14 protein-coding genes and 1 pseudogene are annotated in these 12,814 nt (G+C 70.5%); 7 read left to right on the top strand and 8 right to left on the bottom strand.

All coding sequences use genetic code 11. The annotated features are described in order from the left end of the window. Positions 1-72 precede the first annotated feature (72 nt). Both AC067Z_RS14140 and AC067Z_RS14135 read left to right on the top strand, forming a co-directional pair. Positions 73-432, top strand: coding sequence for a hypothetical protein (locus tag AC067Z_RS14140; protein ID WP_478789752.1), 360 nt, complete (start codon positions 73-75; stop codon positions 430-432). A 39-nt stretch (positions 433-471) separates the two neighbouring features. Beyond that, positions 472-852, top strand: a complete 381-nt coding sequence (locus tag AC067Z_RS14135; RefSeq protein ID WP_478789751.1) for a hypothetical protein — start codon at positions 472-474, stop codon at positions 850-852. A 205-nt stretch (positions 853-1,057) separates the two neighbouring features. Here AC067Z_RS14135 and AC067Z_RS14130 read toward each other — a convergent pair whose 3' ends face one another. The 6 genes from AC067Z_RS14130 to dhaK form a co-directional block, all read right to left on the bottom strand. Then, complete coding sequence (locus AC067Z_RS14130) at positions 1,058-1,273, bottom strand: hypothetical protein (protein WP_478789750.1); 216 nt, start codon at positions 1,271-1,273, stop codon at positions 1,058-1,060. Between the two features lie 76 nt (positions 1,274-1,349). Next, positions 1,350-1,985, bottom strand: coding sequence for a class F sortase (locus AC067Z_RS14125; RefSeq protein ID WP_478789749.1), 636 nt, complete (start codon positions 1,983-1,985; stop codon positions 1,350-1,352). 38 nt (positions 1,986-2,023) lie between these two features. Then, the gene (locus AC067Z_RS14120; RefSeq protein ID WP_478789748.1) at positions 2,024-2,848 is read right to left on the bottom strand and encodes a hypothetical protein; all 825 of its coding nucleotides are present in this window, start codon (positions 2,846-2,848) and stop codon (positions 2,024-2,026) included. 306 nt (positions 2,849-3,154) lie between these two features. After that, positions 3,155-3,565 carry a dihydroxyacetone kinase phosphoryl donor subunit DhaM gene (dhaM, locus tag AC067Z_RS14115; protein ID WP_478789747.1) on the bottom strand — a complete coding sequence of 137 codons (411 nt, stop codon included), beginning with the start codon at positions 3,563-3,565 and terminating at the stop codon, positions 3,155-3,157. Further along, a complete protein-coding gene (gene dhaL, locus AC067Z_RS14110) occupies positions 3,562-4,176 on the bottom strand; it encodes a dihydroxyacetone kinase subunit DhaL (RefSeq protein WP_478789746.1) in 615 nt (204 codons plus the stop codon). Before dhaL ends, dhaM begins: the two co-directional genes overlap by 4 nt. A gap of 50 nt (positions 4,177-4,226) precedes the next feature. Further along, the gene (gene dhaK / locus AC067Z_RS14105; protein WP_478789745.1) at positions 4,227-5,219 is read right to left on the bottom strand and encodes a dihydroxyacetone kinase subunit DhaK; all 993 of its coding nucleotides are present in this window, start codon (positions 5,217-5,219) and stop codon (positions 4,227-4,229) included. A 437-nt stretch (positions 5,220-5,656) separates the two neighbouring features. Between dhaK and AC067Z_RS14100 the strand changes: the two genes are divergently transcribed. Beyond that, complete coding sequence (locus tag AC067Z_RS14100) at positions 5,657-6,010, top strand: class I SAM-dependent methyltransferase (protein ID WP_478789744.1); 354 nt, start codon at positions 5,657-5,659, stop codon at positions 6,008-6,010. Between the two features lie 272 nt (positions 6,011-6,282). Here AC067Z_RS14100 and AC067Z_RS14095 read toward each other — a convergent pair whose 3' ends face one another. Continuing rightward, positions 6,283-7,572: an ROK family transcriptional regulator gene (locus AC067Z_RS14095; protein WP_478789743.1), complete on the bottom strand. Its 1,290-nt coding sequence runs from the start codon at positions 7,570-7,572 to the stop codon at positions 6,283-6,285. 186 nt (positions 7,573-7,758) lie between these two features. On the opposite strand from AC067Z_RS14095, the gene AC067Z_RS14090 reads away from it, so the two are divergent. The 4 genes from AC067Z_RS14090 to AC067Z_RS14075 are packed head-to-tail and all read left to right on the top strand — an operon-like array spanning position 7,759 to position 12,353. Beyond that, positions 7,759-9,075: an ABC transporter substrate-binding protein gene (locus tag AC067Z_RS14090; protein WP_478789742.1), complete on the top strand. Its 1,317-nt coding sequence runs from the start codon at positions 7,759-7,761 to the stop codon at positions 9,073-9,075. Positions 9,076-9,086: 11 nt separating this feature from the next. Then, positions 9,087-10,082, top strand: a complete 996-nt coding sequence (locus tag AC067Z_RS14085) for a carbohydrate ABC transporter permease (RefSeq protein ID WP_478789944.1) — start codon at positions 9,087-9,089, stop codon at positions 10,080-10,082. Positions 10,083-10,119: 37 nt separating this feature from the next. Then, positions 10,120-10,959: a carbohydrate ABC transporter permease gene (locus AC067Z_RS14080; RefSeq protein WP_478789741.1), complete on the top strand. Its 840-nt coding sequence runs from the start codon at positions 10,120-10,122 to the stop codon at positions 10,957-10,959. Positions 10,960-10,988: 29 nt separating this feature from the next. Then, a complete protein-coding gene (locus AC067Z_RS14075; protein ID WP_478789740.1) occupies positions 10,989-12,353 on the top strand; it encodes a GH1 family beta-glucosidase in 1,365 nt (454 codons plus the stop codon). Between the two features lie 96 nt (positions 12,354-12,449). Here AC067Z_RS14075 and AC067Z_RS14070 read toward each other — a convergent pair. Then, positions 12,450-12,629 (bottom strand): annotated as a pseudogene (locus AC067Z_RS14070) (discoidin domain-containing protein); the annotation flags it as partial. Positions 12,630-12,814 lie beyond the last annotated feature (185 nt).

Raw genomic sequence — 12,814 nt, 5'->3', positions numbered from 1 at the left:
AAGTGACTCATACGGGCGTGCCGCGTCCTCCGTCGTACGGGTACAGGAGCCATCGGAGCCAAGGGGAAAGTCATGATCACGAGAACCGCGAAGCTGGCGACCGCGGGGCTGGCGCTCGGCACGGCCCTCTCCCTCGTCGCAATGACCGGCACTGCCCACGCGCGCACCGCCACCATCCAGGCGCACAGCAACCTCCGTGCCGGGGCGACCACGGACAGCAGACTGGTGGGCACGACGCAGAGCGAGAGCGAGACGGAGGTCCGCTGCTTCACGTACGGCGAGTACGTGAAGATCGGCCGGTACGGGACCAACGTCTGGTACCACATCAACGTCTTCCAGAACGATCCTGCGCACGGCTGGATCGGGGTGTACGCGTGGGGCGGCAACGTCAATGTCGGGCAGGACCCGGCATCCGGCGTCCCCCACTGCTGATCCACGCCCGTACCCGTACCCGTAGCCCAGGAGCTCACCATGCGCATGCACCGAACCCGGCTCGCCACCGCCGCCCTCGCACTCGGTGCGGCCGCCTCCCTGCTCGGTACCGCCGGTACCGCGCAGGCGGCGACCACCGGCACCGCGGGCACCCCCACCACCGTGCAGCCGCACAGCAACATCCGTGAGGCGCCGACCACCAGCAGCCGGCTCTTCGGCACCACGACGCGGGAGACCGAGGCGGGGGTCGAGTGCTACACACGCGGCCAACGCGTCACGGCCGGCGGATACACCACCGACGTCTGGTACCGCGGCACCGTGATCGACTACGACATCGGCCACATCTACGCGAACGCCTGGGTATGGGGCGGGAACGTCAACGTCGGCCAGGACCCGGCGCCCGGCATCCCCCGCTGCTGAGACCTCCGGGCGGCGCGGCTGCCGTACCGGGCAGCGCGCCGCCCGTTCCCCGGCTCGCCCAAGTCCGGTCCCGGGGACGGCAGATGTCCCCGGTACGAAGCCCGGCGCGACGACGGTCCTTGCACCGGGCGACATGATCCGCCTTGCCCGGATCGCACCGCGTCCGCGCACAGCCGTCCACCAGCCACGGACCCCGTGCACTTGGTCAGAACAGCGGCAACTGCCCCGGAAACTCCGGCACCACGCTGCCGTCCAGCGACGGCTGCAGCGCCGGATCGCGCTGGGCGAGCCGCCGCGAGCCCGGGCAGGACACCAACTCCGCGCCCGTACGGGAAGCGGCCGGGTCGTGGCGCGCGAATCGGCCCGCGACGACGGCGATCTCACGGCGGCACTCCGGGCACAGCCGGCGGGGAGCTGACATGCGCCCCAGTCTGCCAGGCACGCTCCGACCGGCGTTCGGCCCGGCGGGCTGAACACCGGCCCGGGATCCCCGTCCGTCAGCGCACGTCGACCAGCCGTGCGAACACGACCACATTGCCTTCGTACCCGCCGCTTTCGGAGTACTCCCCGCCGCACGTGAGGAGCCTCAGCTCGGCGTTCGCGCCGTCCGCGTAGACCCGCGCCGCCGGGAACGCCTTCTGCGGGAACACCTCGACCGCGTACACCGAGAACACCGCCGTACGGCCGTCCGCGCGCGCCACCTCCACCCGTGCACCGCGCGGGAGGGAGCCGAGCGGATAGAACACGGCCGGGCCGGCGTCGGTGTCGACATGCCCGACGACGACCGCGGTTCCGCGTTCGCCGGGTGCGACCGCGCCGGAGTACCAGCCGGCAAGGTTGGCGTGGCGTGCGTACGGGGCCGCCACCCAGCCGTTCGCGTCCAGGCCGACCGCGACCAGTGGGGCGTCGATGCCCACCGACTCAACGACGATGCGCCGCGGCACCGCACGCGGCAGCGGAGTCGATGCGGTGGGCGGTTTCGCGGCGGGCCCGTACCGCGCGGAACCGGCGACGCGGCCGGGCTGCGGCGGCCCGCCGGCCGGCTCCCCGACTCCGTTGCGGACGAGGAAGACGCCGAGCAGCAGCACGCACAGCACGGTGAACCAGGCGCCGCGCCGCGACTCCGGGGGCATGCGGGTGCCTCCTCCCGACAGGGTGTGCCGACCCCGGGTCAGACGCTGTCGCCGGGGCGGCGGCGCCGCAACAGCAGCGCACTCGCACCGACCGCGCCCGCGATCAGGACGGACCCGGTGGCGAGCTGCGCCGGCCCGAGGTCAGAGAAGCTGCCACCGGCCCCGGCCTTCACGCCGCCGTCGGGCTTGTGCGGCGCGGGCTTGGACCCGCCCGGGTCCCGGCCGCCCGGCTCGGACGTACCGGGCTTGTGCGCGGCCGGGTCCGAGGGGTCGGGCCCGGAGGTACTGGGGTCATGGCCTCCGCCGCCCGGCTCGGACGTACCGGGCTTGTGCGCGGCCGGGTCCGAGGGGTCGGGCCCGGAGGTACTGGGGTCGTGGCCTCCGCCGCCCGGCTCGGACGTACCGGGCTTGTGCGCGGCCGGGTCCGAGGGGTCGGGCTTGGAGATACCGGGGTCGTGGCCTCCGCCGCCCGGGCCGCCGGTGGAGACGGTGAGGGGAGCGTGGCCCTGCTCGCCGTTGCAGTCGAAGGTGACGTCGTACTCGGTTTCCGGTTCGGCACCCTCGTCGATCTGCGCCTTGCCCGGGCTGCCCTCGGCAAGGGTGACGGTGTCGAACGCTCCGGAGGAGACGGCCACGGCCGGAACCTCGCACTCGGACGCCGTGAGCGTGACCGTTCCGCCGGGTTCGACCGTGGCGGGCGAGACGCTGAAGGCGAAGGGGGCGACCTCGCCGTCGTCGGCAGCCAGAGCGGCAGGAGCGACAGGCACCAGGGCGGCCGCGGCGGCGAGGGAGAGGAAGGCGATCCGTATCGCGCGCATGGTCAGGTCTCCGGTTCCCGAGGAGCAGGCGCGGACGAGTTCCACGTCAGGCGAAGGTGCACCTCTACGGCAACGACGCTAGGAGCGCCCCCGGGGCGCCGCCACTTCAAGGGGGCCGAAGGGCCGCACCGCGGGAACGGCGGTGAGGGGGACGTCAGACAGACCGTGACGCCGCACACGTGGTGCCCCGCGCGGCCGGTCGGGGGGTGGTGGCGATACGCACCCGCCTGGACGTAGGCGCTCCCTCTGCACCCTGTTCTGCGCGACAGGCGGGCAGGAAACCGTGCCTCGCCGGGGCCCTCCGGGCACTGCGCCACACGCCCCTGGACGTCCACCTCCCACCCCCGTGCCTCACTGTTTGCGGTAGCCGTACGCCTCCGAGGCGGCGGCGCGCACCGCCGCGAGATCCCCTCCGGCCGACGCGGTGACCACGGCCGCCACCGCGCCCTCCACGAACGGGGCGTCCACCAGCTCGGTGGCATCGGGCAGTTCGTCGCCCTCCGCGAGCAGCGCCTTCACTGTCAGCACGGCGCTGCCCAGATCGACGAGCACGGCCACGCCCGCGCCCCGGTCGACCTGCTCCGCCGCCGCGGTGATCAGTTCGGAGCTGGTGCCGAGACCGCCGTCGGGTGTGCCGCCCGCCGCCGCGACCGGAGCGAGCCGGCCACCGCCCGCCAGCCCTTTCGCGAGCTCGGCAACGGAATGCGCCACCTCCCGGCTGTGCGAGACGAGCACGATGCCGACCTGTGCCTCGCCGTTCACTCCGATGCCCCCGCCGTATCGGCGAGCGCGGCGATCAGCAGCGCCGATGATGTCGCCCCAGGATCCTGGTGGCCGATGCTGCGTTCGCCGAGGTAGCTCGCCCTTCCCTTGCGGGCGAGCATCGGGACCGTCGCCAGTGCGCCTTCCTCGGCGGCGGCACGGGCATCTGCGAACGAGGTCGTGCGGTCGCCGAGGGCGGCGACCGCCGGCTCGAGGGCGTCCAGCATCGTCTTGTCGCCCGCCGCAGCCCCGCCGAGTTGTGCCACGGCCGCGACCCCGGCACGCAGCGCCTCGGCCAGCTGCCCTGCGCTCACCTCGGGTTCGTCTCCGAGCGCCTTTCCCGTACGCCGCAGCAGCGTCCCGTACAAAGGCCCGGACGCCCCGCCCACCGTCGAGATCAACTGCCGCCCCGCCAGGACGAGTACGGCCCCGGGCGTGGCCGGCGGCTCCTTGTCCAGGGCCACGACGACGGCCGAGAAGCCGCGCCGCAGATTGCTGCCGTGGTCGGCGTCACCGATCGCCGAGTCGAGGTCGGTCAGCCGGTCGGCCTCACGGTCCACGGCGGCCGCGGCGGCGGAGAGCCAGCGGCGGAAGAATGCGGCGTCGAGCACAGGAACTCCTCGGGAGTGGTCGGTTCGGGATACGGGCACCGCGCAGGCGCTCAGCGCCCCCACCGCAGGGCGGGCGTCTGCACCGGCGCGTCCCACAGCCGCAGCAGCTCCTCGTCGACCTGGCACAGCGTCACCGAGCAGCCCGCCATGTCGAGCGACGTCACGTAGTTGCCGACGAGCGTGCGGGCCACGGGGATCTTGCGCTCCGCGAGCACCCGCTGCACCTCCGCGTTGAACCCGTACAGCTCGAGCAGGGGCGTGGCGCCCATGCCGTTGACGAGCGCGATGACCGGTCGGGTGGGCCGCAGATCGTCGAGGACGGCGCCGACGGCGAAGTCCGCGATCTCGCCGGAGGTCATCATCGGCCGCCGCTCGCGTCCCGGCTCACCATGGATGCCGATCCCCAACTCCAGCTCACCCGGCGGCAGATCGAAGGTCGGACCGCCCTTGGCCGGAGTGCTGGAGGCACTCAGCGCGACCCCGAAACTGCGCGAGGACTCGTTGACCTGCCGGCCGATCGCCTCGACCCGCTCCAGCGGCGCCCCCTCCTCGGCAGCGGCACCCGCGAGCTTCTCGACGAACAGGGTCGCTCCGGTGCCGCGACGGCCGGCGGTGTAGAGGCTGTCCGTCACCGCGACGTCGTCGTTCACGAGCACGGTGGCCAGCTGTACGCCCTCGTCCTCGGCGAGCTCGGCGGCCATCTGGAAGTTGAGTACGTCCCCGGTGTAGTTCTTCACGACGAACAGGACGCCCTCGCCACTGTCCACCGCGGCGGCGGCCCGCACCATCTGGTCCGGAACGGGACTCGTGAACACCTCGCCCGGGCATGCGCCCGCCAGCATCCCGGGCCCGACGAACCCGCCGTGCAGCGGCTCGTGCCCCGAACCGCCGCCGGACACCAGCGCCACTTTGCCTGCGACGGGCGCGTCGCGCCGGACGATCACACGGTTGTCCACATCGACGGCGAGCTCCGGATGCGCGAGGGCCATTCCCCGCAGGGCGTCCGCAACGACGGTCTCCGGCACGTTGATGAGCATCCTCAACGGGTTCCTCCTGGGAAGCGTGCCGACCAGGTCTTCGAGCAGGGTTCCACCTGGTCAACGGGTATGTATGGGGCCGTGCCCCTTGGCGGTCGACGGCGGTCTCCGGCGGGTCTGACGCCGAGTCGATGCCGAGTTGCCCGACTGGGTGTCAGGAACGCTTCGGCCCCCATGGCTGCCATGGCAAGGGCTTCCAGTATCGAAGAGACGGGAGTGATCCGGAAGCGACGCGTCGAAGGTGGCGCACAGAGATCACCTGCCGCCCACACGTGAGCCGCGCCGGGGAGCCCTGCGAGGGTGTCGTGGCTGTCGACGCTCAGGTCGGCATCGGCCCTCGCGCCTGTGTCGGTGAAGAGAGGACTCATGCGCTCGGCGCGGGTGGCGACGCGCAGACCGGTGACCTTCGTCGTGGCCCTCGCAGGGGCATAGGGTCCCCCGTCGTGAACAGTGACATACACAGGGAGCAGTTGCTCTCCATGGCCAGCACAGCCGGATACGGCGAGGCCGCAGAAGCGCTGGCCGAGCAGTACGAGAGCGTGACCTTCGGCGAAGTGCATCGGGAGGTGCTGCACCTGTTCCCCCCGGTGCCCAGCACGGTCCTGGACATCGGAGCAGGCAGCGGGCGCGACGCAGCGGCTCTGGCTGCACTGGGACACCGGGTCGTCGCCGCCGAGCCGACCGCCGAACTCCGCCTGCTGGGCGAGCGCATCCACGCGGCCCAGGAGCTCGAGTGGGTCGATGACGCGCTGCCCGATCTGGCGGGCCTGGCCGGCAGCCGGCGTCGTTCGACCTGATCCTTTTGACCGCCGTCTGGATGCACCTGGACGAGCGGCAGCGGTCGTCGGCCATGGCCACCCTGGTCAGCCTGCTCAACGAGGGAGGGCACGTGATTCTCTCGCTGCGGCACGGCCCGGTTCCCACCGGTCGCCGCATGTTTCCCCTCTCCGCCCAGGAGACCATCGCTCTTGCGCAGGCGCACGGGCTGGAGGTCGTCCACCATGCGTGGTTTTCGAACCCGTGCTGGTGGTCCTCGAGTCGGCGTAGGTTCCCGCGCCGGGGGAGCGGGTCAGCCCAGGGCCCGCTCCTCCAGCGAGGTGCGCCACGCGGGGAGCCGGCTTTCCTTCACACGGTCCTCGCGCCGTCCGCCGCGGGCGAAGAAGTCGGCCAGGGGCAGTGTCGCCGCGCCGACCGTGACCGCATCCGGGCCGAGCTTGCCCATCTCGATGGTGACGCGCTTCGCGGGGTAGTCGAGTGCATACGAGGCTGCGTACTTCCGTACCGCCGGAAGGAAACGTGCACCGAGCCTGAGTCCGGCCCAGCCGCCGATCAGGATGCGTTCCGGCTGGAAGAGATTAATCAGGTCGGCGAGCCCGGCGCCCAGGTACTCGGCGGTCTCCTCGAGGACCGCCTGGGCCACCGCGTCGGGGTCGGTGCCTTCCGCCGGGTAGGCGGCGGTGAGCATCGCCGAGAGCGCGGTCTCCTCGTCGACGCCCTCGGGTGGGCGCCCGCCCGCCTCCTGCCAGCGTTCCAGGAGCGCTTCCGCTCCTGCGTACGCCTCGAGGCAGCCCTGCACCCCGCACCGGCATCTGCGGCCCCTGACCCGCACGGTGAGGTGGCCCCACTCGACGGCCCTGCCGTGTTCGACGACGTCCGTGACCAGGCAGGCTCCCACGCCGGAGCCGAAGAGGATCACCGCCGCGGCGCGGGCGCCGCGGCCCGCGCCGAACCACATCTCCGCCTGTCCGAGCGTGCGGGCGCCGTTGTCGATGAAGTACGGGACGGAATCGGGCAGTCGGCCTGTGGCACGGAGCAGTTGCTCCAGCGGCACCTCGTCCCAGCCGATGGTCTGGCCGTGCACGACAGCACCGTGTTCGGCGGTACGGGCGACGATTCCGGGGACCCCGATGCCGACACCGAGCAGCCGCTCGGGAGCTGTGCCCGCAGCGCCCAGGACCTCGGTGATGCCGTCCCCGATGTGCCCCACGATCCGCTCGACGTCGTAGTCGCGGTGTTCCAGCAGCCTTTCGGTGCGGGCCAGTTCGGTGAGCGCCAGGTCGAAGAGTTCGATCCGGACCCGGGTCTCGCCCACGTCCACGCCGATCAGGTATCCGCACTCGGGGACGACCCGCAGCAGCACGCGCGGTCTCCCGCCGGCCGAATCGACGCTGCCGGCCTCCTCCACCAGTCCCTCGGCGGCCAGTTCGGCGACGACATTGCTGACGGAGCCGGAGCTGAGCCCGGTCGCCGGGCCCAGCGAATGGCGGCTCATCGGCCCCTCGAAATACAACTGTTGCAATACGGCGGTCCGGTTGCCCCGCCGCAGGTCGCTCACCGTGCGTCCGCCCCGACCGGCCATGTGGCTCCTTCCCCTCTGCCCCGACCCGCAACGTACCCCTGCGCGACCCCTTGACGCGCCCTTTTCCTACAGCTTAACTCACACCCTAAATTAAGCCGTGAGGGACTTCAGGACGTGGAGGCGGCGTCTCGCCGACCCCTCGCCCTCCGGCATCCGTGACTCCCTTCGGAAGGGACACCTGGAGCCATGCGCAGAATCCGCGCCGCAGCCGCCGGCGCCGTCACCCTCTCCCTCGTCCTGACCGCGACCGCCTGCGGTGGCGGCTCGTCGACCGACGGCGGATCCAACGAATCGCCGAAGATGCTGACCTACTGGGCCAGCAACCAGGGGCCCAGCCTCGAGGCCGACAAGAAGATCCTCGAACCGGAGCTGAAGAAGTTCGAGAAGGAGACCGGGATCGAGGTGAAGCTGGAGGTCGTGCCCTGGTCCGACCTCCTCAACCGGATCCTGACGGCGACGACTTCGGGCCAGGGCCCGGACGTCCTCAACATCGGCAACACGTGGTCCGCATCGCTCCAGGCCGGCGGCGCCCTGCTGCCCTGGGACGCGACGAACTTCGAGAAGATCGGCGGCAAGGACCGCTTCGTGGAGTCCGCGCTCGGCTCGGCGGGCGCGGCCGGCAGTGATCCGGCAGCAGTGCCGCTGTACTCGATGGCGTACGCCCTCTACTACAACAAGAAGATGTTCGCCGACGCAGGCATCGAGAAGCCCCCGGCGACCTGGGGCGAGCTGGTCACCACCGGCAAGAAGCTGTCCAAGGACGGCAAGTGGGCCCTGGGGGCAGAGGGCGCGAACCTGTCCAACAACATCCACCAGGTCTTCGTCCTCGGCAAGCAGCACGGCGCCGACTTCTTCGACGACCAGGGCAAGCCCGACTTCACCTCGCCCGAGGCCGTCGCCGCCGTGAAGCAGTACGTCGACCTGATGGCCAAGGACAAGATCATCGCGCCGGGCAACGCGGAATACGCCCAGAACCAGTCGCTCAGCGACTTCGCCAAGGACAAAACGGCGATGGTGCTCTGGCAGGCCGCCGCCTCCAGCTTCGATGCCCAGGGCATGAACCCCGACGAGTGGGGCGTCGCCCCCGCACCCGTCCGGTCCGGCAGCCCCGGCGCGGACAAGGCCACCAACTCGATGGTCGCCGGTATCAACATGGCCGTCTTCAAAAACACCGACAACATCGACGGCGCCCTCAAGTTCGTCAAGTTCATGACGAGCGACGAGGAGCAGAAGATCCTCAACAAGACCTACGGCTCCATCCCGCCGGTCAAGTCCGCCCAGTCCGACCCCGCCTTCGACCGCCCCGACCTCAAGGTCCTGCGGGACACCCTCGCGCGGAGCGCGGCACCGCTGCCGCAGGTCGCCAACGAGTCGCAGTTCGAGACCGCGGTCGGCACCGCCGTGAAGAACCTGTTCGCCGAAGCCGCCGCCGGGCGGCAGGTGACCGACGACGCGGTCAAGGCCGAACTCACCAAGGCCCAGCAGCAGATGCCGAAGAAGTGAGCGATCCCACCATGACCGTCACCGCTCCCCAGGACGTCGGGCAGCGGGCGGTGCGCGGGACCATCCCCGGGGCGGCGCGCGGTCCGCGCCGCCCCGGGCGGATCCGCCGCATCGGGCTGCCCTATCTGCTGCTGCTCCCCGCCCTGCTCCTGGAAATCCTCGTCCATCTCCTGCCGATCGTCATCGGCATCGTGATGAGCTTCAAGGAGCTCACCCAGTTCTCTCTCCGTGACTGGGGTGCCGCGCCCTGGCTCGGCCTGGAGAACTACGCGGTCTCCGTCGACTTCGAGGCACCGGTCGGCGAGGCACTCCTGCACTCCTTCCTCATCACCTGTGCCTTCACCGTGCTGTCCGTCGGCCTGTGCTGGCTGCTGGGGACCGCGGCCGCGGTGTATCTGCAGGACACCTTCCGGGGCCGTGGCCTGCTGCGTGCCCTCTTCCTCGTCCCGTACGCCCTGCCCGTCTACGCCTCCGTGATCACCTGGGCGTTCATGTTCCAGCGGGACAACGGACTGATCAACCACGTGCTGCACGACCAGCTGGGCCTGACCGACAGCCCCACCTTCTGGCTGATCGGCGACAACAGCTTCGTCGCGCTGCTCACCGTGTCGGTGTGGAAGGGCTGGCCGTTCGCCTTCCTCATCGTCATGGCCGGCCTGCAGAACATCCCCAAGGAGCTGTACGAGGCCGCGTCCATCGACGGCGCCGGAATGTGGCAGCAGATCCGCCGCATCACGCTGCCGTCGCTGCGACCCATCAACCAGGTCCTCGTCCTGGTGCTCTTCCTGTGGACCTTCAACGACTTCAACACGCCGTACGTCCTCTTCGGCAAGTCGGCGCCCGAGTCCGCCGACCTGATCTCGATCCACATCTACCAGTCGTCCTTCGTCACCTGGGACTTCGGTACCGGATCCGCCATGTCCGTCCTCCTGCTGCTGTTCCTGCTGCTGGTGACGGGGCTCTACCTGTTCGCCACCAACCGAGGAAGGAAGACCAGCGATGTCTAGCCCGGCACAGACGTCACGACCGGCACCCAGGTCTCCGATGGCGCCCCCGCGGTCCTTCCTGTGGTCCCGCCGCGTCTTCCTCACCCTGCTGACCGGCTTCGTGGTCCTGCCCGTGTACGTCATGGTCTCCAGCTCCCTGAAGCCGCTGCAGGACGTGTCGGGCGCATTCCGCTGGCTGCCCAGCGGACTGACCGTCCGGCCCTACTTCGACATCTGGGACACGGTCCCGCTGGCGAAATACTTCGTGAACTCCCTGATCGTGGCGGGTGCGGCGACCATCTGCTCGGTCGTGATCGCGGTCTTCGCCGCGTACGCGGTCAGCCGCTACCGCTTCCGCGGCAAGCGGGTCTTCACCGTCACCGTCCTGTCCACCCAGATGTTCCCCGGCATCCTCTTCCTGCTGCCGCTGTTCCTGATCTACGTCAACATCGGAAACGCCACCGGGATCGCGCTGTTCGGCTCGCGCGGCGGGCTCATCCTCACCTATCTCACCTTCTCGCTGCCCTTCTCGATCTGGATGCTGATCGGGTACTTCGACTCGGTGCCGCGCGACCTGGACGAGGCGGCGAAGGTCGACGGCTGCGGCCCGCTCGGCGCCCTGTTCCGGGTAGTCGTCCCGGCCGCCATACCGGGGATCGTCGCGGTCGCCGTCTACGCCTTCATGACCGCCTGGGGCGAGGTGCTCTTCGCCTCCGTCATGACCAACGACACCACCCGCACACTCGCCGTGGGCCTCCAGGGATACGCCACCCAGAACGACGTGTACTGGAACCAGGTCATGGCCGCCTCGCTCGTCGTGAGCATCCCCGTGGTCGCGGGCTTCCTGCTGCTCCAGCGCTATCTGGTCGCCGGTCTCACCGCCGGAGCCGTCAAGTGACCCACCCCACCGCTTCCGAGAGGACTTCCGTGACCGAGCCCATCGACCTCGCCGCCCTTCCCCAGGACTTCGTGTGGGGGACGGCGACAGCGGCGTACCAGATAGAAGGGGCCGTCGCCGAGGACGGCCGCTCGCCGTCCATCTGGGACACCTTCTCGCACACGCCCGGCATGGTGGACAACAACGATCACGGCGACATCGCCTGCGACCACTACCACCGCTGGCGTGAGGACATCGCCCTGATGAAGGAGCTGGGCACCAACGCCTACCGGCTGTCCCTGGCCTGGCCGCGCATCCTGCCCGGCGGCGACGGAGCGGTCAACGCCAAGGGCCTGGACTTCTACGACCAGGTGATCGACGCGCTCCTGGAAGCGGGCATTACGCCGTCCGTGACCCTCTATCACTGGGACCTGCCGCAGGTCCTCCAGGACCGTGGCGGCTGGCCCGAGCGCGACACCGCCGAGCACCTGGCCGGCTACGCGGCCGTCGTCGCCGAACGCCTCGGCGACCGCGTCACCCACTGGGCCACCCTCAACGAACCGCTCTGTTCCGCCTGGATCGGCCACCTCGAAGGCCGCATGGCACCCGGTCTCACCGACCTCACCGCCGCGGTCCGCGCCTCCTACCACCTGCTGCTCGGACACGGACTCGCCACCCAGGCGATCCGCGCGGCCGCCCCCGCGGCGCAGATCGGCATCGTCAACAACCTCAACACCGTGACACCGGCCGGAGAACGCCCCGAGGACATCGCGGCCGCCCGCCGCATGGACGGCCACACCAACCGCTGGTGGCTCGACCCCGTCCACGGCCGGGGATTCCCCGCCGACATGCTCGACGTCTACAAGGTCCCGCTCCCCGAGCACCCCGGAGACCTGGAGACCATCGCCCAGCCGCTGGACTGGCTGGGCCTCAACTACTACTTCCCGGCCGCTGTCGCCGACGACCCCACAGGGCCCGCCCCCTTCGCACGCCAGATACGCCGCCTCGGCGTGCCGCGCACCGGTATGGACTGGGAGATCGACGCCTCCGGCATCGAGACCCTGCTCCTGCGTCTCACCCACGAGTACGGGGCCCGCAAGCTGTACGTCACCGAGAACGGCTCGGCCTTCCCCGATCTCGTCCGCCCCGACGGAACCGTCGACGACCCCGACCGCGCCGACTATCTGGTCCAGCACCTCGCCGCCTGCGCGAGCGCGGCCCGCAAGGGCGCCCCCTTGGCCGGCTACTTCGCCTGGTCCCTCCTCGACAACTTCGAGTGGGCCTACGGCTACGCCAAGCGTTTCGGCCTCGTCCACGTCGACTACAGGACCCAGAAGCGCACCATCAAGGGCAGCGGCCACCGCTACACCGACATCATCCGCACCCATCGGGACAGCGCCCGCCGCGCCGCCTGACGGCCAACCCGCCGCAGGACCGCGGTGGTCCGCTCCCGGAGTGGACCACCGCGGTCGTCGTGCGTGGGTGCCGTCGGCGGGCGGCAGGCTGCGAACTCAGCTGTAGATGCCGAACTCGTGGAGCGAGTAGCCGTATCCGGTGCCGCGTTCGGTGGCGTGCAGCCGGACGTAGCGGCCGGAGCCCGGCACGTCGAAGTCGTCGATGCCGCCATTGCCGTCCTTCGCCATGTGCACGGTCGTCCAGTTCCGCCCGTCGTCGGACGTCTGGATCGTGTAGGTGAAGCCGGTGCAGGACCAGGCGACGTCAGGACTGCCGGTGTCTCCATCCCCCGGAAACAGAATCAGTCCCATGCCGGTTCCCCCGATCGCCCAGTGCCCAGCGCCCAGGATCGGCCGGAGTGAGCACGTCGGAGCACAACCGAACCTATGCCGTGGCATCCCCGAGACAGGGGGAGCCCCAG

The sequence above is a fragment of the Streptomyces sp. NPDC043812 genome, assembly GCF_056436245.1.
The sequence above is the reverse complement of the archived record's forward strand: the minus strand, read 5'-3'. Positions and strand labels throughout refer to the sequence as shown.

Bases quoted from the DNA above. Each gene is read 5' to 3' on its own strand.
- AC067Z_RS14130 (WP_478789750.1), bottom strand. From the start codon at position 1,273: ATGTCAGCTCCCCGCCGGCTGTGCCCGGAGTGCCGCCGTGAGATCGCC.
- AC067Z_RS14090 (WP_478789742.1), top strand. From the start codon at position 7,759: ATGCGCAGAATCCGCGCCGCAGCCGCCGGCGCCGTCACCCTCTCCCTC.
- AC067Z_RS14085 (WP_478789944.1), top strand. From the start codon at position 9,087: ATGACCGTCACCGCTCCCCAGGACGTCGGGCAGCGGGCGGTGCGCGGG.
- AC067Z_RS14095 (WP_478789743.1), bottom strand. From the start codon at position 7,572: ATGGCCGGTCGGGGCGGACGCACGGTGAGCGACCTGCGGCGGGGCAAC.
- AC067Z_RS14080 (WP_478789741.1), top strand. From the start codon at position 10,120: ATGGCGCCCCCGCGGTCCTTCCTGTGGTCCCGCCGCGTCTTCCTCACC.
- AC067Z_RS14135 (WP_478789751.1), top strand. From the start codon at position 472: ATGCGCATGCACCGAACCCGGCTCGCCACCGCCGCCCTCGCACTCGGT.
- AC067Z_RS14125 (WP_478789749.1), bottom strand. From the start codon at position 1,985: ATGCCCCCGGAGTCGCGGCGCGGCGCCTGGTTCACCGTGCTGTGCGTG.
- AC067Z_RS14140 (WP_478789752.1), top strand. From the start codon at position 73: ATGATCACGAGAACCGCGAAGCTGGCGACCGCGGGGCTGGCGCTCGGC.